General features: G+C 59.4%; 35 protein-coding genes. 1 reads left to right on the forward strand and 34 read right to left on the reverse strand.

Annotated elements, in window-relative coordinates; genetic code table 11:
• Nucleotides 1-32 precede the first annotated feature (32 nt).
• From H597_RS0107745 to H597_RS0107765, 5 genes are all read right to left on the reverse strand, one after another.
• A complete protein-coding gene (locus tag H597_RS0107745; RefSeq protein WP_028101636.1) occupies nucleotides 33-3,170 on the reverse strand; it encodes an efflux RND transporter permease subunit in 3,138 nt (1,045 codons plus the stop codon).
• Nucleotides 3,167-4,342: an efflux RND transporter periplasmic adaptor subunit gene (locus tag H597_RS0107750; protein WP_028101637.1), complete on the reverse strand. Its 1,176-nt coding sequence runs from the start codon at nucleotides 4,340-4,342 to the stop codon at nucleotides 3,167-3,169. Before H597_RS0107750 ends, H597_RS0107745 begins: the two co-directional genes overlap by 4 nt.
• 10 nt (nucleotides 4,343-4,352) lie before the next feature.
• The gene (locus H597_RS0107755) at nucleotides 4,353-5,723 is read right to left on the reverse strand and encodes an ATP-binding protein (RefSeq protein ID WP_028101638.1); all 1,371 of its coding nucleotides are present in this window, start codon (nucleotides 5,721-5,723) and stop codon (nucleotides 4,353-4,355) included.
• The gene (locus tag H597_RS0107760; protein WP_028101639.1) at nucleotides 5,723-6,445 is read right to left on the reverse strand and encodes a response regulator; all 723 of its coding nucleotides are present in this window, start codon (nucleotides 6,443-6,445) and stop codon (nucleotides 5,723-5,725) included. The genes H597_RS0107755 and H597_RS0107760 overlap by 1 nt, the downstream gene beginning before the upstream one ends.
• 108 nt (nucleotides 6,446-6,553) lie before the next feature.
• Nucleotides 6,554-7,753, reverse strand: coding sequence for a hypothetical protein (locus tag H597_RS0107765; RefSeq protein ID WP_028101640.1), 1,200 nt, complete (start codon nucleotides 7,751-7,753; stop codon nucleotides 6,554-6,556).
• 11 nt (nucleotides 7,754-7,764) lie between these two features.
• Between H597_RS0107765 and H597_RS30125 the strand changes: the two genes are divergently transcribed.
• Nucleotides 7,765-8,274, forward strand: a complete 510-nt coding sequence (locus tag H597_RS30125; protein ID WP_051293610.1) for a Spy/CpxP family protein refolding chaperone — start codon at nucleotides 7,765-7,767, stop codon at nucleotides 8,272-8,274.
• Between the two features lie 232 nt (nucleotides 8,275-8,506).
• On the opposite strand, the gene dsbD is transcribed toward H597_RS30125, so the two are convergent.
• The 29 genes from dsbD to rplC form a co-directional block, all read right to left on the reverse strand.
• Nucleotides 8,507-10,399: a protein-disulfide reductase DsbD gene (dsbD, locus tag H597_RS0107775; protein ID WP_051293611.1), complete on the reverse strand. Its 1,893-nt coding sequence runs from the start codon at nucleotides 10,397-10,399 to the stop codon at nucleotides 8,507-8,509.
• Nucleotides 10,400-10,633: 234 nt separating this feature from the next.
• Complete coding sequence (gene rplQ, locus H597_RS0107780; RefSeq protein ID WP_028101642.1) at nucleotides 10,634-11,029, reverse strand: 50S ribosomal protein L17; 396 nt, start codon at nucleotides 11,027-11,029, stop codon at nucleotides 10,634-10,636.
• Nucleotides 11,030-11,201: 172 nt separating this feature from the next.
• Nucleotides 11,202-12,179 (reverse strand): DNA-directed RNA polymerase subunit alpha, encoded by a 978-nt coding sequence (locus H597_RS0107785; RefSeq protein WP_028101643.1) that lies wholly within the window; start codon nucleotides 12,177-12,179, stop codon nucleotides 11,202-11,204.
• A 102-nt stretch (nucleotides 12,180-12,281) separates the two neighbouring features.
• Nucleotides 12,282-12,905, reverse strand: coding sequence for a 30S ribosomal protein S4 (gene rpsD / locus H597_RS0107790; protein WP_028101644.1), 624 nt, complete (start codon nucleotides 12,903-12,905; stop codon nucleotides 12,282-12,284).
• Nucleotides 12,906-13,140: 235 nt separating this feature from the next.
• Nucleotides 13,141-13,545 carry a 30S ribosomal protein S11 gene (rpsK, locus tag H597_RS0107795; RefSeq protein ID WP_028101645.1) on the reverse strand — a complete coding sequence of 135 codons (405 nt, stop codon included), beginning with the start codon at nucleotides 13,543-13,545 and terminating at the stop codon, nucleotides 13,141-13,143.
• Nucleotides 13,546-13,559: 14 nt separating this feature from the next.
• Nucleotides 13,560-13,925, reverse strand: coding sequence for a 30S ribosomal protein S13 (gene rpsM / locus H597_RS0107800; RefSeq protein ID WP_028101646.1), 366 nt, complete (start codon nucleotides 13,923-13,925; stop codon nucleotides 13,560-13,562).
• Between the two features lie 16 nt (nucleotides 13,926-13,941).
• On the reverse strand, nucleotides 13,942-14,055 hold the full coding sequence (gene rpmJ / locus H597_RS34010; protein ID WP_082507582.1) for a 50S ribosomal protein L36: 114 nt from the start codon (nucleotides 14,053-14,055) through the stop codon (nucleotides 13,942-13,944).
• Nucleotides 14,056-14,091: 36 nt separating this feature from the next.
• Complete coding sequence (gene infA / locus H597_RS0107805; protein ID WP_005663428.1) at nucleotides 14,092-14,310, reverse strand: translation initiation factor IF-1; 219 nt, start codon at nucleotides 14,308-14,310, stop codon at nucleotides 14,092-14,094.
• A complete protein-coding gene (gene secY / locus H597_RS0107810) occupies nucleotides 14,311-15,642 on the reverse strand; it encodes a preprotein translocase subunit SecY (RefSeq protein WP_028101647.1) in 1,332 nt (443 codons plus the stop codon).
• A 26-nt stretch (nucleotides 15,643-15,668) separates the two neighbouring features.
• Nucleotides 15,669-16,100 (reverse strand): 50S ribosomal protein L15, encoded by a 432-nt coding sequence (gene rplO, locus H597_RS0107815; RefSeq protein ID WP_028101648.1) that lies wholly within the window; start codon nucleotides 16,098-16,100, stop codon nucleotides 15,669-15,671.
• 26 nt (nucleotides 16,101-16,126) lie between these two features.
• Nucleotides 16,127-16,303, reverse strand: a complete 177-nt coding sequence (gene rpmD, locus H597_RS0107820; protein WP_035373423.1) for a 50S ribosomal protein L30 — start codon at nucleotides 16,301-16,303, stop codon at nucleotides 16,127-16,129.
• A 14-nt stretch (nucleotides 16,304-16,317) separates the two neighbouring features.
• Nucleotides 16,318-16,836 carry a 30S ribosomal protein S5 gene (rpsE, locus tag H597_RS0107825; RefSeq protein ID WP_035373424.1) on the reverse strand — a complete coding sequence of 173 codons (519 nt, stop codon included), beginning with the start codon at nucleotides 16,834-16,836 and terminating at the stop codon, nucleotides 16,318-16,320.
• A 10-nt stretch (nucleotides 16,837-16,846) separates the two neighbouring features.
• Entirely contained in the window at nucleotides 16,847-17,209 is a 363-nt protein-coding gene (rplR, locus tag H597_RS0107830) for a 50S ribosomal protein L18 (protein WP_028101651.1), read from the reverse strand.
• A gap of 13 nt (nucleotides 17,210-17,222) precedes the next feature.
• Nucleotides 17,223-17,756 carry a 50S ribosomal protein L6 gene (gene rplF, locus H597_RS0107835; RefSeq protein WP_028101652.1) on the reverse strand — a complete coding sequence of 178 codons (534 nt, stop codon included), beginning with the start codon at nucleotides 17,754-17,756 and terminating at the stop codon, nucleotides 17,223-17,225.
• Nucleotides 17,757-17,767: 11 nt separating this feature from the next.
• Nucleotides 17,768-18,163 carry a 30S ribosomal protein S8 gene (rpsH, locus tag H597_RS0107840; protein WP_028101653.1) on the reverse strand — a complete coding sequence of 132 codons (396 nt, stop codon included), beginning with the start codon at nucleotides 18,161-18,163 and terminating at the stop codon, nucleotides 17,768-17,770.
• 14 nt (nucleotides 18,164-18,177) lie between these two features.
• Complete coding sequence (rpsN, locus tag H597_RS0107845) at nucleotides 18,178-18,483, reverse strand: 30S ribosomal protein S14 (RefSeq protein ID WP_028101654.1); 306 nt, start codon at nucleotides 18,481-18,483, stop codon at nucleotides 18,178-18,180.
• 6 nt (nucleotides 18,484-18,489) lie between these two features.
• Entirely contained in the window at nucleotides 18,490-19,029 is a 540-nt protein-coding gene (gene rplE, locus H597_RS0107850) for a 50S ribosomal protein L5 (RefSeq protein WP_028101655.1), read from the reverse strand.
• Between the two features lie 6 nt (nucleotides 19,030-19,035).
• Nucleotides 19,036-19,350 (reverse strand): 50S ribosomal protein L24, encoded by a 315-nt coding sequence (gene rplX, locus H597_RS0107855; RefSeq protein WP_028101656.1) that lies wholly within the window; start codon nucleotides 19,348-19,350, stop codon nucleotides 19,036-19,038.
• A gap of 11 nt (nucleotides 19,351-19,361) precedes the next feature.
• Nucleotides 19,362-19,730: a 50S ribosomal protein L14 gene (gene rplN / locus H597_RS0107860; RefSeq protein ID WP_028101657.1), complete on the reverse strand. Its 369-nt coding sequence runs from the start codon at nucleotides 19,728-19,730 to the stop codon at nucleotides 19,362-19,364.
• A gap of 255 nt (nucleotides 19,731-19,985) precedes the next feature.
• Entirely contained in the window at nucleotides 19,986-20,252 is a 267-nt protein-coding gene (gene rpsQ / locus H597_RS0107865) for a 30S ribosomal protein S17 (protein ID WP_028101658.1), read from the reverse strand.
• On the reverse strand, nucleotides 20,249-20,440 hold the full coding sequence (rpmC, locus tag H597_RS0107870; RefSeq protein ID WP_028101659.1) for a 50S ribosomal protein L29: 192 nt from the start codon (nucleotides 20,438-20,440) through the stop codon (nucleotides 20,249-20,251). Before rpmC ends, rpsQ begins: the two co-directional genes overlap by 4 nt.
• 12 nt (nucleotides 20,441-20,452) lie before the next feature.
• The gene (gene rplP, locus H597_RS0107875) at nucleotides 20,453-20,872 is read right to left on the reverse strand and encodes a 50S ribosomal protein L16 (RefSeq protein ID WP_028101660.1); all 420 of its coding nucleotides are present in this window, start codon (nucleotides 20,870-20,872) and stop codon (nucleotides 20,453-20,455) included.
• A 2-nt stretch (nucleotides 20,873-20,874) separates the two neighbouring features.
• Nucleotides 20,875-21,666, reverse strand: coding sequence for a 30S ribosomal protein S3 (rpsC, locus tag H597_RS0107880; RefSeq protein WP_028101661.1), 792 nt, complete (start codon nucleotides 21,664-21,666; stop codon nucleotides 20,875-20,877).
• A gap of 9 nt (nucleotides 21,667-21,675) precedes the next feature.
• The gene (gene rplV / locus H597_RS0107885) at nucleotides 21,676-22,008 is read right to left on the reverse strand and encodes a 50S ribosomal protein L22 (protein WP_211232025.1); all 333 of its coding nucleotides are present in this window, start codon (nucleotides 22,006-22,008) and stop codon (nucleotides 21,676-21,678) included.
• Nucleotides 22,005-22,280, reverse strand: a complete 276-nt coding sequence (rpsS, locus tag H597_RS0107890) for a 30S ribosomal protein S19 (RefSeq protein ID WP_028101663.1) — start codon at nucleotides 22,278-22,280, stop codon at nucleotides 22,005-22,007. The genes rplV and rpsS overlap by 4 nt, the downstream gene beginning before the upstream one ends.
• 9 nt (nucleotides 22,281-22,289) lie before the next feature.
• Nucleotides 22,290-23,117 carry a 50S ribosomal protein L2 gene (rplB, locus tag H597_RS0107895; protein ID WP_028101664.1) on the reverse strand — a complete coding sequence of 276 codons (828 nt, stop codon included), beginning with the start codon at nucleotides 23,115-23,117 and terminating at the stop codon, nucleotides 22,290-22,292.
• Nucleotides 23,117-23,434 carry a 50S ribosomal protein L23 gene (rplW, locus tag H597_RS0107900; RefSeq protein WP_028101665.1) on the reverse strand — a complete coding sequence of 106 codons (318 nt, stop codon included), beginning with the start codon at nucleotides 23,432-23,434 and terminating at the stop codon, nucleotides 23,117-23,119. The genes rplB and rplW overlap by 1 nt, the downstream gene beginning before the upstream one ends.
• Nucleotides 23,431-24,051 carry a 50S ribosomal protein L4 gene (gene rplD / locus H597_RS0107905; protein WP_028101666.1) on the reverse strand — a complete coding sequence of 207 codons (621 nt, stop codon included), beginning with the start codon at nucleotides 24,049-24,051 and terminating at the stop codon, nucleotides 23,431-23,433. Before rplD ends, rplW begins: the two co-directional genes overlap by 4 nt.
• 3 nt (nucleotides 24,052-24,054) lie before the next feature.
• Complete coding sequence (rplC, locus tag H597_RS0107910; protein WP_028101667.1) at nucleotides 24,055-24,711, reverse strand: 50S ribosomal protein L3; 657 nt, start codon at nucleotides 24,709-24,711, stop codon at nucleotides 24,055-24,057.

Here is a 24,711-nt window from a genome sequence, read left to right on the forward strand (position 1 = left end):
GTGTTACAGCTTGTAAGCGCCGCACGATGTTATCAGTGTTTAGTCCCTTTGACGGCCCGAAGCTCGACCGGTTGGGCGATTTCTGTTGCAGATTCGTCACCAAGGTCGTCATCCTTCATCGGGCCGCTACCGGAGTATTTATCCAGGAACAGGTAAATCACCGGTGTGATGTACAGGGTGATCACTTGCGAGAACAGCAGGCCGCCGATCACGGCCAGGCCCAGCGGCTGGCGCAGTTCCGCGCCCGCGCCCAGGCCCAGGGCGATCGGCAAGGCGCCCATCAGGGCGGCCAGCGTGGTCATCATGATCGGCCGGAAGCGCAGCACGCAGGCTTCGCGGATCGCCTCCAGCGGCGCCTTGCCCTCTTCCCGCTGCGCCACCAGGGCGAAGTCGATCATCATGATGGCGTTCTTCTTGACGATGCCGATCAGCATGAGGATGCCGATGATGGCGATCATGGTCAGGTCCATCTTGAACAGCCACAGCGTCAGCAGCGCGCCCACGGCGGCGGACGGCAGCCCGGCCAGGATGGTGAGCGGATGGATATAGCTTTCGTACAGCACGCCCAGCAGCACATAGATCACGCCCAGCGCCGCCACGATCAGGATCAGCTGGCTGCCCTGGGAATCCTTGAACACCGCCGCATCGCCGCCGTAGCTGGTGATGATCGAGGCCGGCAGGCCCATGTGCTGGCCCATCTGTTCGATCTTGGCGGTGGCATTGCCGAGCGGGACATCCGGCGCCAGGTTGAAGGAAATCGTGATCGCCTGCAGCTGGCCCTGGTGGTTGACCGAGGTCGGCCCCACGGTGCGCTCCACGCTGGCAAAGCTGGACAGCTGCACCAGCTGGCCCGCGCTATTGCGCACCGACAGCTTGGTCAGCGCATCGTCGAACTGGCGGTCTTCGGTCGCCGCCTCCAGGATCACGAAATAGCTGGCGGCCGAGGAGTAGATGGTCGACACCTGCCGTTCGCCAAAGGCCAGGTAGAGCGCTGTGCGCACATCGGCCAGTTTGACGCCCAGCATATTGGCCTTGTCGCGGTCGATCTTCAGCTGCGCTTGCAAGCCCTTGTTCTGGGAATCGCTGGTCACGTCGCGGAAATCGCTGTCGGCGCGCATCGCTTCCTGGAATTTGCCGGCCCAGTCGTTCAGCGCGTGGGGGCTGACCGACTGCAGCGTGTACTGGTAGCGGCTCTTGGAGGGCCGGCCGCCCAGCTGCAGGTTCTGCACCGGGCTCAGGTAGACCTGGATCCCGGCGATCTTCCTGGTTTCCTTGCGCAGGCTGTCGAGCACCTTGGCCATCTTCTCGCGCTCGGCGCGCGGCTTCAGCACCAGGAACATGCGGCCGGTATTGCCGCCGCCGGTAAATGATGTGACGTCCTTGATGTTCGGGTTGGCCTGGATCACGGCGGCCACCTTTTCCTGCAGCTCCAGCATGGCCGAGGTGGAAATATCTTCCGCCGCTTCCGTGTTGACGCGGATCTGGCCCAGGTCCTCTTCCGGGAAGAAGCCTTTCGGGATTTCGATGTACAGCCAGGCCGTCAGCGCGAAGGTCGCGATGGCGACGCCCAGCACCACGAAGCGGTGATGCAGGGCCACGTCCAGCGTGCGGGCATAGCCGTCGCGCACGGCGTGGAAGGCGCGCTCGAAGTGGCGGCCGATGAAAGTATCGTCGCCCGAGGTTTCGTGCGAATCGGCGGGCATGAAACGCGCCGCCAGCATGGGCACCAGGGTCAGCGACACGATGGCCGACACCAGCACCGACAAGCCCACCACCACGGCGAATTCATGGAACATCAAGCCCATCACGCCGGGCATGAAGAAGATCGGGATGAACACGGCCACCAGCGAAATCGAGATCGACACGATGGTGAAGCCCATTTCCCTCGAGCCGACCAGGGCCGCCTGCAGGGGCTTCTTGCCCAGCTCGATATGGCGCACGATATTTTCCAGCACCACGATGGCGTCGTCGACCACCAGGCCGACCGCCAGCGTGATGCCGAGCAGGGATACATTGTCCAGGCTGTAGCCCATGGCATACAGCAGCGCCAGCGCACCGAGCAGGGAGATCGGCATGGTGATGGCCGGAATGAAGGTCGCGGCCAGGCGGTGCAGGAAGAGGAAGATCACCAGCACCACCAGCACCACCGTCAGCGCCAGCGTCAGGTTGACGTCGTGGATCGCTTCGCGGATCGAGACCGAGCGGTCGTTCACCAGGTTGATCGACACCGATTCCGGCAACTGGGCCTTGAAGCGCGGCAGCAGCTTGCGCACCGCGTCCACCACCTGCACCGTATTGGCGTCCGGCTGGCGTTGCACCAGCAGCACGATGGCGCGTTCGCTGTTATAACTGCCGGCCGCCTTGATCGACTGGAAGCTGTCTTCCACTGTCGCCACATCCTTCAGGCGCACCGGCTGGCCGTTGCGGGTGGCAATGATGAGGTCGGCGAAGTCGGCCGCATGCATGAGCTGGGCGTTGCCCTGGATGGTCAGCGTCTGGCTCGGGCCATCGATGGTGCCGAGCGGGGTATTGGCATTGGCGGCCTTGATGGCTTGCTGCAGCTCGTCCAGCGTCAGGTTGCGCGAGTTCATCAGGTCCGGCTTGGCGCGTACGCGCACGGCAAAGCGCTTCTGGCCGTTGACCGAAACCTGGGCCACGCCAGGCAGGGTGGACAGGTTGGGCGCCACCAGGTTTTCCGCGTAGTCGTTCAGCTCCGACAGGCTCAGCGACGGCGAGGTCATGGTGGCGAACAGCACCGGCGCATCGGCCGGGTTGACCTTGCGGTAGGACGGCAGGTCCGTCATTTCCTGCGGCAGCGAGCGCTGGGCGCGCAGCAGCGCCGCCTGCACATCGACCGCCGCTTCGTTGACATTGATCGCGGGGTCGAATTCCAGCGTCAGCGATGTATTGCCGAGCGTGCTGGTGGAGGTGATCATCGACAGGCCGCCGATGGTCGAGAATTGTTTTTCCAGCGGCAGCGCGACCGACGAGGCCATGGTTTCCGGCGACGCGCCGGGCAGGTCGGCGCTGACATTAATCACCGGCGTGTTATAGCTCGGCAGTGCCGCCACCGGGATGCGCGAATACGCCAGCACCCCCGCCAGGATCAGGCTCAGCGAGAGCAGCACCACCATCACGGGGCGCCGGATACTCAGCTCGGAAAGGTTCATTCTGCTTTACCCTTCTTGTGGCCTTTGCCGTTCTCGGCGACCGCCGGCTCGGCAATGCGGACCTTGCCGCCCGGGCGCAGGTTCTGCTTGCCTTCCACGATGATCTGCTCATCGCCGTTCAGGCCGCTGACCGCGGCCAGCGCGCCAAAGCCGTGGATGCGCTTGACGTTCACCACCTTGGCGCTCTGGTCCGCTGCCACCGTGTAGACAAAAGTGCCCTTGGTATTGGTAATAATAGCGTTCTGCGGGACAACCAGCGCGTCTTTCAAGGTCGCCACCGTCAGCTTGGTGTTGACGTACTGGCCCGGCCACAGGCGGGTATCGGCATTGTCGAAGACGGCTTTGACGCGGATCACGCCGGCCACCGGGTCGACGGTGTTGTCGACAAAGCTGAGCTGGCCGTTGATGGGCTTGTCCGAATTGTTCTGGAAGGCTTGCACCGTGACCTTGCCGGCGCGCTGGGCGTCGAGCAGGGCCGCCAAGCTGGCTTCCGGCACGGTGAAGGCCACGTTGATCGGGTTCAGCTGGGTCACCGTGGTCAGCGAGGTGCTCAGCTGTACCAAGCTGCCCGGGTAGACATTGATGGCGCCAACGCGGCCGGTCAGCGGCGCACGGATTTGCGTGAAGCTCTGGCCGACCTTGCTGGCGCGCACGGCGGCGATATCGGATTCCAGCAGGGCGCGGCTGGAATCGACCTGGCTCTTCAGCGTATCGACGGCGCTCTGGGCCAGGAAATTCTGGCCGCGCAGCTCCTGCGCACGCTGGTACTGGCGCTCCAGGTCGGCCAGGGTGGCGCGGTCTTTGGCGACCTGGGCGTCGGCCTTTTCCACATTGGCCGCTTCCGTGCGGGCGTCGAGCGAGAACATCAGCTCGCCCTGCTTCACGAACTGCCCTTCCTTGACATGGACCTGGGCGATGGTGCTGGTGGTTTGCGGATGCAGGTCGACCGTCGAGATCGGGCTCACCGTGCCGTTGGCGGCCAGCATGACCGGCACATCCTGGCGCAGCGGCGCCACCACGTTGACCGTGGTCGGCCCCTGCTCGCCCTTGCCCTTGCCGCCGCCCTGGGCCTGCGCGGCGCCCTGCTCGGCCGGCCCCCGGTTCGCATACCAGGCGCCGCCGCCGATCGCCACGGCCAAGCCAAGCACTACTGCCAAAGTTTTCTTCTTCATGAGAGCTTCACTACTTTCCTGCATAAAATTCGGGAAATACGAGGATGGCTTCCAGCCCGCCACTGGCATGGTTGGCCAGGCTCAGGCTGGCGCCATGCTGCTCGGCGATATTGCGCGCGATCGTCAGACCGAGGCCGGTGCCGCCCGAGGCGCGGTTGCGCGAGGTCTCCAGGCGGTAAAACGGTTCAAACACTTGCGCCAGCTGGTTGGCGGGAATACCGGGGCCGTCGTCGCGGATGCGCACCCGCGAAGCTCCCGCCATGCGCTCGACCGTCACATGGGCGCGCTGGCCGTATTTGACGGCGTTGTCGATCAGGTTCACCAGGCAGCGACGGATGTCGAGCGGGCGGCCCATCATGTCCATGGCGGCGCGGCCTTTCAATTCGACCTGCTGGCCGGCGTCGGCGGCGTCGGCGCACACGCTGTCGAGCAAGGCGTCCAGGTCGACCCGCTGCATGGCTTCGGTGGCGTCCATGCTGCGCGCCAGGTCCAGGCCTTCCTTGACCATCTGCTGCATGGCCGACAGGTCTTCCAGCAGCTTGCCCTGCAGCTCGGTGTCCTTCACCTTTTCCAGGCGCAGGCGCATGCGGGTCAGCGGGGTCTGCAGATCGTGCGTGATGGCGGCCAGCATCTCCGTGCGCTGGGCAATGTGCTGGCGGATGCGCGCCTGCATGGCGTTGAAGGCAGCCGAGGCGGTGCGGATTTCCGTCGTGCCGCCCAGCGCGATGGGCGCGTGGTTGATGTCATGCCCGAGGTTCTTGGCGGCCTTGGCCAGCTTATTCAGCGGCACCATGGTCATGCGCGCCACCAGGTAGGCCAGCACGGCAATGCAGATCAGGAAGGGGACGAACGCGGCATACTCATTCTTGCCGGTCGGCGCCGGCTGGCGCGGCGGCATGATGGACAGCTTCAGGTGCTGGCCGTCCGGCATGGTCACCGCAATCGATTCGCAGGTGCCGCGCCAGGTGCCGGTACCGGCGCCAAACACGGAAAACGGGGTATAGGTCGTGGTCGGGTGTTCGCAGGCTTCGGGACGGTCGACCAGCGATTGCAGCACATACTGCTTGCCGAGGCGATTGCCCAGAGTGGCGCCGAACTCGCTCAGGTCCGGGCTGACGCCCGTCAGCTGGCTCAGCACTTCCAGCTTGATCGCCCCCATGCTCGCCACGCGCAGATATTGGTTGCGCGATTCGGGCATCACCACGCTGGCGGTGGAAATGATTTGTTCGGCGCGCTCCAGGGCGAAATAGTCGCGGTAGCGCTGCAGGGTGCGCTGGCGTTCATTGACGGCCAGGTACTGTGTCAGCGCGGCAGAGGCAAGGATACCCAGCATCAGGACCAGGAAGACCCGGCCCGTCATGCCCCTGAAGAACGATGTCATCAGTCCGGCTCCACCGCCACCGCACCGGCCAGCACGTAACCGCCATTGCGTACTGTCTTGATGATTTGCGGCAGGCGGGCATCTTCGCCCAGCTTCTGCCGCAGGCGGCTGATCTGGATGTCGATCGAACGGTCGAAGGGGTCGGCATCGCGGCCCTGGGTCAGGTTCAGCAGCTGGTCGCGGTTCAGCACGCGGTTCGGATGCTCGAGGAAGACTTTGAGCAGGCGGAATTCAGCGCCCGACAGCATGATGACCGTGCCTTGCGGATTGACCAGGTGGCGCGCCGTCAGGTCCAGCACCCAGTTCGAGAAGCGGATGCGGCTGGCCTTTTCAACGCCACTGGCGCCGCTATTGTTGCTGCGGCGCAGTACGCTGCGGATGCGCGCCAGCAGCTCGCGCGGCTCGAAGGGCTTGGGCAGGTAATCATCGGCGCCCATTTCCAGGCCGAGGATGCGGTCCAGCGGCTCGCTGCGGGCCGTCAGCATGATGACCGGCAGGGTCGAGTGGGCGCGCAGCTTGCGGCACAGGGTCAGGCCGTCTTCGCCGGGCAGGTTCAGGTCGAGCACGATCAGGTCGGGCTTGGCGTTGTCCAGCACTTTCCACATCGCCGCACCATCGCCGGCGCCATGGGTACGGTAACCGTTGGTTTCCAGGTAATCCTGCAACAGGGTACGGATATCGCGGTCGTCGTCGACGATGAGAATTGAGGCGGCATTTTCCATGCCTACAATTATCCCTTGATACGACTTGGGCAGGGAATGAGTTTGTATCGCCATGTGTAAAGCCAGCGGAAGTACACATTGCGTTACAAACTCATGCGGGGCGGCAGCTTAGCGGCTCAGGCTCCAGGTCCCGTTGACGCCATCCGGCGTGCTCCAGGTGCCGCTGATCTGCTCTTGATTGTCGAGCTTGCCGGTAAACTGGCCGGCGCCGCCCAAAGCGAGGCTCAATTGTCCATTTGCACTGATGGTGCCGGTAAGATTGAATGTTACCGAAGCCCCACTGCAGCTTCCCGTGATAGTGCCATCGGCTTTCAGCAGCAGCTTGCAATCGCCGGCAACGCCTTCGTTGGGGGCCGCGCCCTGGAAGCGCCCCTTCCAGGCTCCCGTGTAACGCAGGAGCGTATCGGCCTTCCTTGCCAAGGCCTGGTTGGCATATCCCTGCAACTCGCGGGTGTTGACGGAAACTTCCTTACGGCTGGTTCCCGTTTCGGTCAGGGTAGTGTTAATCACGCATTTCACTTCCACCCCAAGATTGGGCTCCCACCAGCAGCTTTGCTCCATGCTGTACAGGAATGCGTCATCCCGCAGTTGCTCGCTTTGAGTGATCTTGATGGTATTAAAGGTGCCAGCCGGAACGGTAATCGACTCCTCTGCAACCGCCTTGGCGTTGAGTTCATCGGTTTGCACCGTCGCAGGATTGAGGGCACATTTGGATTCAATGCGGCCGCTGTATTGCCAGCTCGCCCCGACCGAAAGCGAATTGGGCGCAACAAAATACTGGGCAGGCGCAGGGGTAATGCGGCAGTCTGCGCGGGTCGTTGCGAGCCAGCGGCCAAGCTGATCGAAATCCATGGTTAAGGTTGTGTATAGGAAATCGTTCCCGTTACGGATTGGCGAGTTCGTTGAGGACCGGTAGCTCTTCGCGCCATCGTCCGACACGCTGGTCAGCAGCCTCGTGTTGTATGATTCCCTGGCGACGCCCGGGGTTGGCTCCAGCGCCTGGAAGGTGTTTTTGTACGTGTAGTAGTCGCCCACCGTCGCTTTCGCGGCGACATAGGTTTTGGGCGCGGGTGGCACTTGTGCCGCGTCCTTGCCGCCACTTCCCCCGCCACCACCGCAGGCGGCCAGCAACACGGCCACCCCCATCATCCCAAGCACACTATTCCGCATAATTATCCTGTAAGGCCCACTTGTGTATAAACAGAAAAGCAAGATTGCCATAATGAAATCGATAACGCAACATCTCGATACAAAATCCCGACCTCTGGACACTTGGTTGAAACAGGAAACTGGGAAGATAATTTCCATGTGCAATGCGAATGCACAATTTCATCATTTCATTTGTGAAGGGATTAATAATGAAAGCCTTATCTAAAGCATTCGTTATCGGCGCGACGATTATCGGTTTGGGCGCGACGGCTTTGCCGGCCGTCGCGGAAGAAGCGCCGCAGCACCAATATGCGGCCACCAAATTCGATCCGGTAAAAATGCAGGAGCGCATGGATGAACATGCACAGCGTTTGCACGATGCCTTGAAAATCACGCCGGCGCAGGAAGGGGCTTGGCAGGCTTATTTGTCGGCGCGAAAATCGAATATGCCGCAGCACGACCAAATCGACCGCGCGGCAATGAAAGAAATGCCGGCGCCGCAGCGTATGGAAAAACACATTGAAATGGCCAAAGCCCGCATTACCCGGATGGAAAGCAATTTGGCGGCCACGAAGACGTTCTATGCCGCGCTGACGCCAGAACAGCAGAAACTCTTCGACGAGAAAACTGAGCACGCCGGCGCGCATCAGCGCGGCGGCATGATGCACCGCCGCGACTGAATCCAACCCTAGTCTTCATAGCCGAGATGGACCATCGCCATCTCGGCATTTTTTGGCCAAAAGATTGGCAAGCAGACCAAATATTGGCACAAACCAGCTAATGCTGAGCTTGATTCGCCGATGCAGCGGTGAGCGCAGCGTGGCGCGGCCGCTGGCAGCCAGGATCGGTGGGATGGCAGGAAAAGTCGCTGCAGCTCAAAAAAGAAAGGGCGCCGCGCGGCGCCCTCATTGATCAGTTCAGCTTTTGCAGTGACTGCTGGAATTTCTCGACATTCTGGAAGCCAATCACCCGCGAATCCGGAATTTCCTGGCCGGCGCTATTAAACATGATAATGCCGGGCGGGCCGAACAGCTTGAATTTTTGCAGCATGGCTTTATCGGCATCGTCATTTCCCGTGACGTCGGCCTGCAGCAAAATGGTATTGGCCAGCTTCTTTTGGATTGCCGGGTCAATAAAAGTCAATTTCTCCATTTCCTTGCACGACGTGCACCAGTCCGCATAAAAATCCAGCATGACGGTTTTACCGCCGGTATTGCACAGCACATTATTCAGTTCATCGACAGTTTTAACGCGCTGGAATTGCAAAGGCTTGCTTTCATGGCCAATGACTTTGGAAACAGCGTCCAGCGGTCCGGCACTGCCAGTGGCCAGGCCGGCGATCTGGATAAGACCCAGCAACGCAAAAATCACGGCAATCGCTTTAGGCAGCCATTTACCGCGCTCATGCGTCAGCAGGTAGAACGCATAAGCGACACCCAATACCGCCCAGCCGACCATCAAGAGCTTGCCGGGCAATACCGGGGCCACCAGCCACAGGGCCATGGCCAGCATCAGCACGCCGAAGAAGCGTTTGACGGCCTGCATCCAGACACCGGCGCGCGGTAACAGGGCGCCTGCGGAGACGCCGACCAGCAGCAGCGGAATGCTCATGCCGACCGCCATCGAGAACAGTGCGCTGCCGCCCACCACCACGTCGCGGGTCTGGCTGATATACACCAGGGCGCCCGCCAGGGGCGCGGCTACGCAAGGGCCGACAATCAGGGCCGAGATGGCGCCCATGGCGAACACACCGGCCAGCTTGCCACCCGATTGGCGGTTCGACGCATTTGCCAGGCGCGACTGCATGCCGGCAGGGACTTGCAATTCGAAGACGCCGAACATGGACAGCGACATGCCGGCCATCAACAGACCGAAGGCGCCCAGCACCCACGGGTTTTGCAGGGCAGCGGCAAGCCCCTGGCCGACCAGGCCGGCCGCAATGCCCAGCCCGGTGTAGACGATCGCCATGCCAAGGGCATAGCTCAGGGACAAGATGAAACCGCGCGAACGGTTACCGGCCGCGCCATCGCCCACGATGATCGAGGACAGGATCGGCACCATCGGCAACACGCAGGGCGTGAACGACAAGCCCAGGCCAAGCAGGATGAATAGGGGAGCGATGACCAGCAGGCTGCCGCCCTTCAGGGCAGCTTCGATGCGGCCCGATTCGCTGTCGCCGCCAGCGGCCGAACCGCTGACGCCGCCGTCGGCCAGCGCGCCGGGCGCCGGGCAGTCCACACTGGAGGCGGCAGCGGCCGCCGTGCCGGCCGGCGCGGCAGCACTCGCCACACTCTGGGCGCCCGACGCGGGGCCCTTGCCGATTCCGAACAGGGCGCGCGCCTTGTCCATGGCGCCGGTGGCTTTCCCGCCGACCAGCATCAGGCGCGCGCTCGACTCCAGCGGCGAATAGCACAGGCCTTTTTCCGAGCAGCCCTGGCTGCTCACTTTCAGTGTGAACAGGCCCGCCGCCTCGACCGGGATGAGCACGGTCACCTCTTGGCGGTAGGTTTCCACGTTCTTGGCGAAGTTCTCATCGTACTTGACCTTGCCTGGCGGGAACTGCGGGGCGCCCAGCGTGGCGCCCTCGGCCGTGAATTTGAAACGCTCGCGGTACATATAGTAGCCGTCCGCGATATCGAAGGTGACCGCCACCGCCTTGCCGTCCACCACCCTGGTGGAGAACTTGAAGGCGACCTGCGGATCGAGGTATGCATCCTCGGCACGCACCGGTCCGGCAATCAGGAAGACAAGGAGGGACAGCGCGGCGAACAGCCACGCCTGGAAAGGGGATGCTTTATGGTGCATGGTCTTGGGCGGTGAATCGATCGGGCACGCCAATGGTACACCGGACGGCTTAACGCCGCTTTAAGAGGCCGTTTCAAAATGGCCATGGCGTTGTTGCAGCTCCTTGCCGTGCAGGCGCACTGCCTTCGTCGCTGCGCCTAGCCACGCCCATTTTGAAACAGCCGCTAAGCTGCCACCGGCTTACAGACAAAAAAAGCCGGGCAATGCCCGGCTTCTTAATAAACCTGACTGAGATTACTCAGCGGTTGGTGCCTCGTCAGCAGAGCTGGTCTCTGGACGGTCCAGCAGCTCGATGAAAGCCATTGGAGCGTTGTCGCCATGACGGAAACCCATTTTCAGGATACGCAGGTAGCCGCCGTTGCGGTTTGCGTAGCGTGGGCCCAGTTCAGCGAACAGCTTCAGAACCATCTCGCGGTCGCGCAGACGGGCGAAAGCCAGACGCTTGTTGGCCAGGGTGTCGGTCTTGCCCAGGGTCAGGATTGGTTCCACGACGCGACGCAGTTCCTTGGCCTTTGGCAGGGTGGTCTTGATCGCTTCGTGACGCAGCAGCGAAACAGTCATGTTGCGCAGCATTGCCAGACGGTGGGACGAGGTACGGTTCAGTTTACGGAGGCCGTTACGGTGACGCATGGTACTTCCTTTCGATGTTGTTTAATTCCGAGATCTTCGATCGCCCGAGAGCGCGGTCCGGTTCAGGGTTATTGACACCCGCCGCACAGCGCGACGGGTGGTACTGCGAATCAGTTGGTCACCGGGCAGAACCTCGCTGCGCGAGGTCCGGCACGGTCACCCAAGCTGGAAATTACTTCTCCAGACCGGCAGGTGGCCAGTTCTCGAGTTTCATGCCCAAGGTCAGGCCGCGCGATGCCAGCACTTCCTTGATTTCGTTAAGCGACTTGCGGCCCAGGTTCGGGGTCTTCAGCAGCTCGTTTTCGGTACGCTGGATCAGGTCGCCGATGTAGTAAATGTTTTCCGCTTTCAGGCAGTTGGCCGAACGCACGGTCAGTTCCAGGTCGTCCACTGGACGCAGCAGGATCGGATCGACCATTGGAGCGCGCGATGGCGCTTCAGCGGTGGTTTCGGTGCCTTCCAGGGCAGCAAACACGTTCAGCTGGTCGACCAGCACGCGCGCCGATTGGCGGATCGCTTCTTCCGGGGTGATCACGCCATTGGTTTCAATGTTGATGATCAGCTTGTCCAGGTCGGTACGCTGTTCCACACGCGCCGATTCGACAGCGTAGGAAACACGGCGCACTGGCGAGAACGACGCGTCCAGGATGATGCGGCCGATGGTCTTGTTGGCGTCTTCCGACAGGCGGCGCACATTGCCAGGAACGTAGCCGCGGCCTTTTTCAACCTTGATCTGCATGTCCAGCTTGCCGCCAGCGGTCAGGTTGGCGATCACGTGGTCCGGGTTGATCAGTTCCACGTCGTGCGGCAGGTCGATGTCCGACGCCATCACAGGGCCTTCGCCTTCCTTCTTCAGGGTCAGGGTCACGGAGTCACGGTTGTGCACCTTGAACACGACGCCCTTCAGGTTCAGCAGCAGGTCAACCACGTCTTCCTGCACGCCGTCCAGCGAGGAGTACTCGTGAACGACACCGGCGATGGTGACTTCGGTCGGCGCATAGCCGGTCATCGAAGACAGCAGCACGCGGCGCAGCGCGTTGCCCAGAGTGTGGCCGTAGCCGCGCTCGAATGGCTCCATCACGACTTTGGCGTGACCGTGGCCTAGGGCTTCAACATCGATAATACGTGGTTTCAACAAGCTATTTTGCATGTAAATGTCCTTTTCATTACCCTCGGCTCGTTACACCGATAAGGCTGATGGCATTAAATGGAAAAGGCGGGACCCAGTCCCGCCTTGGTACAGCACCCGCGATTAACGGGAATACAGTTCGACGATCAGCGATTCGTTGACGTCAGCAGCGATTTCGTTACGCTCTGGGAAGGACTTGAAGGTACCTTCCATTTTCTTCGCGTCAACCGACACCCAAGCTGGCATGCCAACTTGTTCCGCCAGCGACAGCGCTTCCACGATACGGGTCTGCTTCTTCGACTTTTCGCGCACGGCGATCACGTCGCCTTTCTTCACGTTGAAGGAAGGGATGTTGACCACGTTGCCGTTCACGGTGAACGCTTTGTGGGAAACCAGCTGACGCGCTTCAGCGCGGGTCGAGCCGAAGCCCATGCGGTAGGCCACGTTGTCCAGGCGCGATTCCAGCAGTTGCAGCAGGGTTTCGCCGGTGGCGCCCTTGCGGCGCTCAGCTTCAGCGAAGTAGCGGCGGAACTGGCGTTCCAGCACGCCGTACATACGCTTGACCTTCTGCTTTTCGCGCAGCTGGTTGCCGTAGTCGGAGGTGCGGGCGCCGGATTTCACGCCGTGCTGGCCTGGCTTGACATCCAGCTTGCACTTGGAATCCAGGGAGCGGCGTGCGCTCTTCAGGAACAGGTCGGTGCCTTCACGGCGGGACAGTTTTGCTTTTGGTCCGATATAACGTGCCACGGTATTTTCCTTAATTGATTAAATGACGCCCCAGCCGCATCGGGATGCGGTTAGGCGCTAGCCTGCTCCACGTGCAAGCAGGCGGTGGCTCAACATTGCCAGTCCGGCTACAAAAGCGGCGCGGAAAGGCAAAAATAGCCGGACAGTATAACCGTTTCCGGTTCACTGTTCCAGCAATTTTGATGTCTGAAAACGGTGGCCGGTCCACACCAGACCGGCCATTGTCTTGCAGAGATTAGATGCGGCGACGCTTTGGAGGACGGCAGCCGTTGTGCGGCACTGGGGTCACGTCCTGGATCTCGGTGATCTTGATGCCCAGGTTGTTCAGTGCGCGCACAGCGGATTCGCGGCCAGGACCAGGGCCCTTGATGCGAACTTCCAGGTTCTTCACGCCGCATTCCTGCGCAACTTTACCAGCGGCTTCAGCAGCAACCTGCGCTGCAAACGGGGTCGACTTACGCGAACCCTTGAAGCCAGCACCACCGGAGGTCGCCCACGACAGAGCGTTGCCCTGGCGGTCGGTGATGGTGATGATGGTGTTGTTGAAGGAAGCGTGAACGTGTGCGATACCTTCAGCGACGTTCTTCTTGACTTTCTTGCGTACGCGAGCGGCTGCTGCGGAGCTTTGTTGCTTAGCCATAGTAGTTTCCTAGATTATTTCTTCAGCGATTGAGCGGCTTTGCGCGGGCCCTTGCGGGTACGTGCATTGGTGCGGGTGCGCTGACCGCGGACCGGCAGGCCCTTACGGTGACGCAGACCACGGTAGCAGCCCAGGTCCATCAGACGCTTGATGTTCATCGACAGCTCGCGGCGCAGGTCGCCTTCCACGATGAATTTGCCGATTTCTTCACGCAGCTTCTCGAGTTCGCTGTCGTCCAGGTCCTTGACCTTCTTGTTGGTTGCAACGCCGGCTTGTGCGCAGATGAACTGCGAACGAGGACGGCCGATACCGTAGATCTCGGTCAGGCCGATAACGGTGTGCTTATGGTTTGGGATGTTAACCCCTGCAATACGTGCCATTCGTTATTCCCTCGAATTAACCTTGACGCTGCTTGTGACGAGCTTCCACGCAGATTACGCGGACCACGCCCTTGCGCTTGATGATCTTGCAGTTGCGGCAGATGCGCTTAACTGAAGCGTTAACTTTCATGATTGCACTCTCTTATGTTCGAAATTGCTTAATTAATTACTTTGTCCGGAACACAATACGGGCCCGGGACAGGTCGTACGGCGTCAATTCAACCGTGACTTTGTCGCCAGGGAGAATGCGGATGTAGTTCATACGCATTTTACCCGAAATGTGGCCGAGTACCACGTGGCCGTTTTCCAGCTTTACTCGAAAAGTTGCATTGGGCAAGTTCTCCAGGATCTCGCCCTGCATCTGAATTACGTCGTCTTTTGCCATTTATCGTGTCGGAAGCCCGCCCTTGAAGTTAGCTTTGCGCAGCAGCGATTCATATTGCTGCGACATCACATAGTTTTGCACTTGGGCCATGAAGTCCATGGTCACAACCACAATAATCAACAGCGAAGTACCACCAAAATAGAACGACACCTTCCATTGCGCTTGCATGAATTCAGGCAGCAAGCACACGGCGGTGATGTACACGGCGCCCGCCAGGGTCAATCGCATCAAAATCTTGTCGATGTAACGGGCTGTCTGCTCACCGGGACGAATCCCTGGCACAAAGGCCCCGCTCTTCTTCAAGTTGTCCGCAGTTTCTTTGCTGTTGAACACCAGAGCGGTGTAGAAGAAGCAGAAGAAAATGATTGCCACAGCGTACAGCAGTGCATGGATTGGCTCACCAGGAGCCAACGACGCGGCCAGATCTTTCAGGAAACGCACAACCGGGTTGTTGTTGTCCGAACCTTTCGAAAACCAGTCCACGATGGTAGCCGGGAACAAGATAATCGACGAAGCGAAGATCGGCGGGATGACGCCTGCCATATTGAGCTTGAGCGGCAGGTGGCTGGTCTGCCCACCGTAGATCTTGTTACCGACCTGACGTTTGGCATAGTTGACCAGGATCTTGCGCTGACCACGTTCGACAAACACCACGGCATAGGTGACGGCTGCCACCAGGACCACGATGAGAATCGCCGAGAACTCGTTGATCTGGCGGTTGCCGACCTGGGTAAACAAGCCACCCAGCGCATTCGGCAGACCGGCAGCGATACCGGCGAAGATGATGATCGAGATGCCATTACCCAGACCACGCTCGGTAATTTGCTCGCCCAACCACATCACGAACATGGTGCCGGTCAGCAGTGTCACCACGGTGACGAAGCGGAACATGACGCCCGGGTCGAGTACCACACCCTGGGATTCCATGAAGGCCGCCATGCCGAACGCTTGGAACAGCGCCAGACCGACAGTTGCATAACGGGTGTACTGGGTAATCTTGCGACGCCCCGATTCACCTTCTTTTTTCAGCGCCTCCATCGTCGGGGACACGATCGACACCAGCTGCATGATGATCGAGGCCGAGATGTATGGAGTGATGCCCAAGGCAAAGATGGTGAAACGCGACAACGCACCACCCGAGAACATGTTGAACATGCCCAGGATGCCGTTTTGCTGCGAATCAAACAAATGTGCCAGCTTCAGCGGGTCAATACCTGGAACGGGGATATGAGCCCCGATCCGGTACACCACCAGAGCGCCCAGCAAAAACCACAGCCGGTTCCAAGGGAAGCCGGCGGCGGCGGATTTAGCAAGCTGTTGGTTGTTGGCCAATTTTCGCTCCGATTAAGCTAGCTGACTCAGGCTACCGAGCCGCCAGCTGCTTCGATGGCTGCTTTCGCGCCAGCGGTCACCTTCAGGCCTTTTACGGTCACTGCTTTGGTGATTTCGCCGGAAGCGATCACACGTACGTCGCGTGCCAGAACATTCAGCACGCCGGCCTGTTTCAGCACCAGGATGTCGACTTCGCCGACAGCCAGCGCGTTCAGGTCGGACAGACGCACTTCAGCCTTGAAAGTGGCATTCAGGGATTTGAAGCCACGCTTAGGCAGACGACGCTGCAGAGGCATTTGACCGCCTTCGAAGCCGACTTTGTGGAAGCCGCCCGAACGCGATTTCTGACCTTTGTGGCCGCGGCCTGCGGTTTTACCCAGGCCGGAGCCGATACCGCGGCCAACGCGGCGCTTAGCGTGCTTCGCGCCTTCTGCTGGTTGAATGGTATTCAGTTGCATTGTTTTCTCCAGTTCCTAAGGGTCGCTTAGGAAACGACTTTAACGAGGTAGGCGACCTTGTTGATCATGCCGCGCACCGCAGGAGTGTCCTGCAGTTCGCTGACAGAGTTCACACGACGCAGGCCCAGGCCACGCACGGTTGCGCGGTGGTCTTGACGGGTGCCGATCAGGCCCTTCACCAGTTTGACTTTGATAGTGCTCATTGAAGTGCTCCCTATTAACCCAGGATCTCTTCAACCGACTTGCCGCGCTTGGCGGCGATGTCAGCTGGAGTGCTCATTTTGGCCAGGCCGTCCAGGGTGGCGCGCACCAGGTTGTACGGGTTGTTCGAGCCGGTGGATTTCGCCACGACGTCGGTCACGCCCATCACCTCGAAGATAGCGCGCATGGCGCCACCAGCGATCACGCCAGTACCAGGCTTGGCCGGGGACATCATGACGCGCGAGGCGCCGTGACGGCCGGTCACGGTGTGCTGCAGGGTACCGTTCTTCAGAGGAACCTTGATCAGGTTGCGACGGGCTTCTTCCATTGCCTTCTGCACACCGACCGGAACTTCCTTCGACTTGCCCTTGCCCATGCCGATGCGGCCATCGCCGTCACCCACCACGGTCAGCGCGGCGAAGCCCATGATGCGACCACCCTTGACCACTTTGGTCACGCGGTTGATCGCGATCATCTTTTCGCGCATGCCATCATCCGGCTTATCGGATGCCATTTTTGCTTGCATTTTTGCCATGATCGTACCCTTAGAACTTCAGGCCAGCTTCACGCGCGGCTTCAGCCAGCGCCTTGATGCGGCCGTGGTAACGGAAACCGGAGCGGTCGAAGGCGACTTCGGTGATGCCCGCTTTCAGTGCTTTTTCTGCGACACGCTTGCCAACCAGTGCGGCAGCGGCGGCGTTGCCACCCTTGCCAGACTTGCCAGCCAGCTCGGCGCGCACTTCCGCTTCCACGGTCGAGGCCGAAACCAGAACTTTGGCGTCCGGGCTGATCAGGTTCGCGTAAATGTGCAGGTTAGTGCGGTGCACCGACAGGCGGTTCACTTTCAGTTGCGCGATCTTGATGCGAGTTTGACGTCCGCGGCGCAGACGAGATTCTTTTTTGTCCATCGTCAGCCCCTAATTACTTCTTCTTGGTTTCTTTGAGCTTAACCACTTCGTCCACATAGCGGACACCCTTGCCCTTATAAGGCTCAGGGGAGCGGTAAGCACGCACTTCGGCAGCCACCTGGCCGACTTTTTGGCGATCAACGCCAGAGATGATGATCTCGGTCGGGGTCGGGGTGGCGCACTTGATGCCGGCAGGCATGTCGTGGACGACTGGGTGCGAGAAGCCCAGGGACAGATTCAGCTTGTCGCCTTGCGCCTGGGCCTTGTAACCCACGCCAACCAGGGACAGCTTCTTCTCGAAGCCCTTGGTCACGCCCACTACCATGTTGTTCACCAGGGCACGCAGGGTGCCGGACATGGCGTTCGATTCACGGCTGTCGTTCACCACGTCGAAGGACAGGGTGCCAGCGTTGTTTTCAACTTTTACCAGGCCGTTCAGGCTCTGGGTCAGGGTACCCAGCGGGCCCTTGACGGTGATCGCTTGTGCGGAGATGGCAACTTCGGCGCCAGCAGGCACAACGATCGGCATTTTAGCTACACGAGACATTGTGTTACTCCTTAAGCCACGAAGCAGATGACTTCGCCACCAACACCGGTAGCGCGCGCCTTGCGATCGGTCATGACGCCTTTCGGGGTCGACACGATTGCCACGCCCAGGCCGTTCATCACGGTTGGGATCTCATCTTTGCCTTTGTAGATACGCAGGCCTGGACGCGAAACACGTTCCAGACGCTCGATCACAGGACGGCCTACATAATATTTCAAACCGATTTTCAGTTCCGACTTGCCCTCAGAGGTGGACACGGCGAAATCTTCAATGTAACCCTCGTCTTTCAGGACGTTGGCAATCGCAACTTTAACCTTCGACGATGGCATGGCCACGGAGGTCTTCTGCACGGTTTGTGCGTTGCGAATACGGGTCAGCATATCGGCGATAGGATCGCTCATACTCATTGCTTATTCTCCTATTACCAGCTGGCTTTGGTCATACCCGGGATCTCACCACGCATGGCGAATTCACGGAGCTTGATACGACCCAGGCCGAATTTACGGAAGGTGCCACGTGGGCGACCGGTGACCTGGCAGCGGTTGCGCTGACGGGTTGGAGCCGAGTTACGCGGCAGTGCCTGCAGTTTCAGGCGCGCTTCGTAACGCTCTTCTTCCGACTTGGTCTGGTCATCAATGATGGCCTTCAGAGCGGCGCGCTTGACGGCGAATTTCGCCACCAGGTCAGCACGCTTCTGTTCACGGTTAATCAGTGCGAGTTTTGCCATGATCGTTTAGTTCCTGAACGGGAATTTAAAGGCGGCGAGCAGCGCTTTGGCTTCGTCGTCGGTCTTCGCGGTGGTGGTGATCGAAATGTTCATACCACGCAGTGCGTCGATCTTGTCGTACTCGATTTCCGGGAAGATGATCTGTTCTTTCACGCCGATGTTGTAGTTACCACGGCCATCGAAGGATTTACCAGACACACCACGGAAGTCACGCACGCGCGGCAGAGCCACGGTGATCAGACGGTCCAGGAATTCATACATGCGGGCGCCGCGCAGGGTCACCATGGTACCGATCGGGTAGCCTTCGCGGATCTTGAAACCGGCGATAGCCTTACGGGCCTTGGTCACGACTGGCTTCTGGCCGGCGATCTTGGTCAGGTCGCCAACAGCGTGCTCGATGATTTTCTTGTCAGCCACGGCTTCCGAGAGACCCATGTTCAGGGTGATCTTGGTCAGGCGCGGCACTTCCATCACGGAGGTGTAACCGAATTTACCGGTCAGCTCAGCGACGATCTTGTCTTTGTACAGTTGTTGCAGACGGGCCATTTCTGATTACCCTTTCACTACTTCGCCGTTCGACTTGAAGATGCGGACTTTTTTACCGTCCACTTCCTTGAAGCCTACGCGATCTGCCTTACCGGTCGCAGCGTTGAACAGCGCAACGTTGGACACGTGGATCGGCATGGTCTTATCGACGATGCCACCTTGAACACCCGTCATTGGGTTCGGCTTAACGGCTTTTTTAGCCACGTTAACGCCATCAACCACGACGTGCTCAGCGTCTACACGCTGGGTCACTACGCCGCGCTTGCCCTTGTCCTTACCAGTCAGGACGATGACTTCGTCGTTTTTGCGAATCTTATCCATTGTCTGACTCCTTACAGGACTTCCGGTGCCAGGGACACGATCTTCATGAACTTCTCAGTGCGCAGTTCGCGCGTCACTGGTCCAAAGATACGGGTACCGATCGGTTCCAGCTTGTTGTTCAGCAGGACAGCGGCATTGCCGTCGAACTTCACCAGCGAACCGTCCTGGCGACGCACACCCTTAGCGGTGCGCACTACCACGGCGTTATAAATTTCACCTTTTTTGACACGGCCGCGAGGCTGAGCCACCTTAACGGTGACTTTGATCACGTCGCCGATGCCAGCGTAACGGCGCTTGGAACCGCCCAACACCTTGATGCACATCACTTCCTTGGCACCGGTGTTGTCGGCTACTTCGAGCCGGCTTTCAGTTTGAATCATAGTTATCTCTTTCCCAACTTAAGCCGAAGAATCCACACAATGCGGATATCGGTCAGTCTTGGTCCCGCCAGCGCGCACAATGCGCACTGATTGGGTGCTTGATCTTCATACAAGTACTGACCGCTATCGCGTCTGCGGAGAGAAACTTTGCGGCGGATACATGGACGAAGCCCGCAAGTATCACATAAAACCTGCGGGCCTGCAAGAACTAATTAAATTGTGGCCGGGAACTCACGCTCCCGGCTTGCAACTTACTTAGACGATTTGTGCAGCTTGCACTACACGGGTCACCGTCCACGCCTTCGTTTTGGAGATCGGACGACCTTCCTGGATCTCGACCGTGTCACCGGCTTTGACCTGGTTGGTCTCGTCGTGCGCGTGGTACTTGGCGCTACGCACGATGATCTTGCCATACAGAGGGTGCTTGACGTGACGTTCGATCAGAACGGTAACGGTCTTGTCCATCTTGTCGGACACGACTTTACCGATCAGAGTACGCTTCAGCTTAACTTGTTCGGTCATTTCGCTTCCTTCGAGTTCATTACCGTTTTCACGCGGGCGATGTCGCGGCGGACCTTCTTCAGCTGCGAGCTGTTGCCCAGCTGCTGGGTAGCAGCCTGCATGCGCAGACCGAACTGGGCCTTGAGCAGGTCGTTCAGTTCTTTCTGCAGTGCGGCCTGGTCTTTGCCACGGAGTTCAGATGCTTTCATATTTCACTCCAATTATTGGCCAACCTGGCGCACCACGAAGGTGGTAGCCAGCGGCAGTTTAGCAGCAGCCAGACGGAACGCTTCGCGTGCCAGTTCTTCGCCAACGCCATCCATTTCGTACAGGACTTTGCCTGGACGGATTTCGGCAACGTAGTACTCCGGATTACCCTTACCGTTACCCATACGGACTTCGGCAGGCTTGTTGGAGATCGGCTTGTCTGGGAAGACACGGATCCAGATACGGCCACCACGCTTGATGTGACGGGTCATCGCACGACGTGCGGACTCGATCTGGCGCGCGGTGATACGGCCGCGTGCCACGGCCTTCAGGCCGAACTCACCGAACGACACATTGGTGCCGGTGGAGTGCGAAATGCCGGTGTTGCGGCCTTTCTGCTCTTTACGATATTTCCTGCGGCTTGGTTGCAGCATGCTTATTCTCCTGCTTTGTCAGCTGCGGCCGGCTTGGCAGCGCGGCGACCGGCTGGGGCTTTGGCGCCTGGAGCTGGACGGCGGCCAGCTGGCTTACCGTCGTCGCGGCGCGGGCCACGTGGCTTTTTCTCTTCCGCTGGGGTGTCGATGACTGGTGCTTCGCCAGTGGCGGAGCGGTCACCCTTGTACACCCACACCTTGACACCGATGATGCCGTAGGTGGTCGAGGCTTCCGAAGTACCGTAGTCGATGTCCGCCTTCAGGGTATGCAGCGGCACGCGGCCTTCGCGATACCATTCGGTACGGGCGATCTCGATGCCGTTCAGGCGGCCGGAGGACATGATCTTAATGCCCTGGGCGCCCAGGCGCATTGCGTTCTGCATGGCGCGCTTCATGGCGCGGCGGAACATAATACGCTTTTCCAGCTGCTGGGAGATCGAGTCAGCGATCAGCTGCGCGTCGATTTCCGGCTTACGGATTTCTTCGATATTCACGTGCACTGGCACGCCCATGATCTTGGTCAGGGCGGACTTCAGTACTTCGATGTCTTCGCCCTTCTTGCCGATCACGACGCCAGGACGCGAGCTGTACACGGTGAAGCGTGCGTTCTTGGCAGGACGCTCGATCACGATGCGGCCGACGGAAGCGTTTTTCAGCTTCTTTTTCAGGAAAGCACGTGCCTTCAGGTCTTCGTTCAGCATGGAAGCGAAGTTACCGTTGGTTGCGTACCAGCGAGATGCCCAGTTACGGGTGACCGCCAGACGGAAACCGGTTGGATGAATTTTCTGACCCATCGCAGCTCCTTAGTTACCGACAGTCACGTAAATGTGACAGGATTGTTTCGAGATACGGTCGCCACGACCTTTAGCGCGTGCAGTGAAGCGCTTCAGGATTGGGCCCTTTTCGACGAAGATCGTTTTCACGAACAGTTCGTCGATGTCGGCACCGTCGTTGTGCTCGGCGTTCGCAATAGCGGACTCCAGCACTTTCTTCATGATGAACGCGCCTTTTTTCGGGCTGAACTGCAGGATATTCAGGGCAGCATCAACCTTCTTACCGCGAATCAGGTCAGCGATCAGGCGACCTTTTTGATCCGACAGGCGTACGCCTTTGAGGATAGCTTTGGTTTCCATTATTTCTTAGCCTTTTTGTCAGCAGCGTGGCCCTTGAAGGTACGGGTCAGCGCGAATTCGCCGAGCTTGTGACCAACCATGTTCTCGGAAACGTACACAGGCACGTGGACCTTACCGTTGTGCACGGCGATGGTCAGACCGATGAAGTCAGGCATGATCGTCGAGCGACGGGACCAGGTTTTGATTGGCTTTTTGTCTTTGATCGCTTGCGCGGTTTCGACTTTTTTCACCAGGTGGGCGTCGCAGAACGGCCCTTTTTTCAATGAACGAGTCATGGTTTATCCTTATTTCTTGCCGCGGCGAGAGACGATCATCGAAGAAGTACGCTTGTTGGAGCGAGTCTTCTTACCCTTGGTCTGCTGGCCCCATGGGGACACTGGATGACGACCAGCTGCGGTACGGCCTTCACCACCACCGTGCGGGTGGTCGATCGGGTTCATGACCACACCGCGGACGGTTGGGCGAACACCGCGCCAGCGCATGGCACCGGCTTTACCAATCTTGCGCAGGCTGTGCTCGGCATTGCCGACTTCGCCGATGGTGGCGCGGCACTCGATGTGCACGCGGCGCACTTCGCCGGAGCGCAGGCGCACCTGGGCGTAGGTACCTTCGCGGGCCATCAGGACCACAACGGCGCCAGCGGTACGGGCCATCTGGGCACCTTTACCTGGCAGCATTTCCACGCAGTGGATGTTGGTGCCGACTGGGATGTTGCGGATTGGCAGGCAGTTACCGGCCTTGATCGGCGCTTCCGAACCGTTCAGCAGGGTGTCGCCAACGCTCACGCCTTTCGGGGCGATGATGTACTTGCGCTCGCCGTCGGCGTAGCACAGCAGGGCGATGTGCGCGGTGCGGTTTGGATCGTATTCGATACGTTCCACTTTCGCAGGGATGCCATCCTTGTTGCGCTTGAAGTCCACAATACGGTAGTGCTGCTTGTGACCACCGCCGATGTGGCGGGTGGTGATGTGACCGTTGTTGTTACGGCCAGCAGTCTTCGACTTCTTTTCCAGCAGGGCGGCGAACGGACGACCTTTGTACAGGTCGCTGTTCACAACCTTCACCATGCCGCGACGGCCTGGGGAGGTTGGCTTCATCTTAACGAGTGCCATTATTTAGCCTCCTCGGTGAAATTGATTTCCTGGCCTGGCTTCAGGCACACGAAAGCACGCTTGGTGTGGTTGCGGCGACCGACGAAACGGCCGGAACGCTTAACCTTACCTTCGCGGTTCACGGTCTGCACCGATTCCACTTCAACCTTGAACAGCAGTTCAACGGCGGCCTTGATTTCTGGCTTGGTCGCATCCTTGGAAACCAGGAACACGATCTGCTCGTTCTTTTCCGCAACCATGGTGGCTTTTTCGGAAATGACCGGAGCCAGCAGCACCTTCATCAGGCGCTCTTCGCTGTGTTTGATAACTGCGCTCATGCCAGCATCTCCTCAATCTGTGCCAGGGCTGCCTTGGTGACCAGGACCTTCTTGTAGAAGACCAGGGACATTGGGTCAGCGTGACGCGGCTCGACAACCAGCACGTTCGGCAGGTTGCGGGAAGCCAGTTCCAGGTTTTCCTGGATGGTATCGGTAACGATCAGGACGGAGTCCAGACCCATGCCGGTCAGCTTTTGCGACAGCAGCTTGGTCTTCGGGGCTTCGATCGACAGATCTTCGATCACCACCAGACGCTCTTCACGGGCCAGCTGAGACAGGATCGAGCAGATACCTGCGCGATACATCTTCTTGTTGACCTTGTGGGTGAAGTTCTCGTCAGGGGAGTTCGGGAAGATGCGACCACCACCGCGCCACAGCGGGGAGGAGGACATACCAGCACGAGCACGGCCGGTGCCTTTTTGGCGCCATGGCTTCTTGGTCGTGTGGTGGACTTCTTCACGGTCTTTTTGCTTGCGGTTACCGCTACGTGCGTTCGCAGCGTAAGCAACGACGACTTGGTGGATCAGTGCTTCGTTGTAGTCACGGCCGAAGACGGTGTCAGCGGCGGCTACGTTGGAGGCGACTTGACCTTGCGCGTTCAAGAGCTTCAGTTCCATCGATTAAGCTCCCTTCTTTGCTTTAACTTTAACAGCTGGCGATACAACAACCTGGCCGTTTTTCGCGCCTGGCACTGCACCTTTCACCAGCAGCAGCTGGCGTTCAGCGTCGATACGAGCGATTTCCAGATTCTGGGTGGTGACGGTGACGTCGCCCATGTGACCGGTCATGCGCTTACCTGGGAACACACGGCCTGGATCCTGCGCCATACCGATCGAGCCTGGTACGTTGTGCGAACGGGAGTTACCGTGGGTTTGACGACCCGAAGCGAAGTTGTGACGCTTGATGGTACCGGCATAGCCTTTACCAATCGACACACCTTGCACGTCGATCTTTTGACCGACTTCGAACAGGGAAGCGGCAATCACTTCACCGGCTTTCAGTTCGGAGGCTTTAGCTGCGTCAACGCGGAATTCCTTGATGAAGGAACCAGCTTCAACACCTGCTTTAGCGTAGTGACCGGCAGCAGCTTTAGTCACGCGGGATGCGCGACGCTGACCGAAGACAACCTGAACAGCGGAATAACCATCCACTTCAGGAGTTTTGATTTGCGCAACACGGTTGTTCGACACGTCGACCACGGTGACTGGGATCGAATCCCCGTCATCGGTGAAGATGCGCATCATACCAACCTTGCGACCGAGGAGGCCAAGGCTCAT

Origin of the sequence: Pseudoduganella violaceinigra DSM 15887 (genome assembly GCF_000425385.1) — a bacterium.
GTDB classification, from domain to species: Bacteria; Pseudomonadota; Gammaproteobacteria; order Burkholderiales; family Burkholderiaceae_D; genus Rugamonas; species Rugamonas violaceinigra.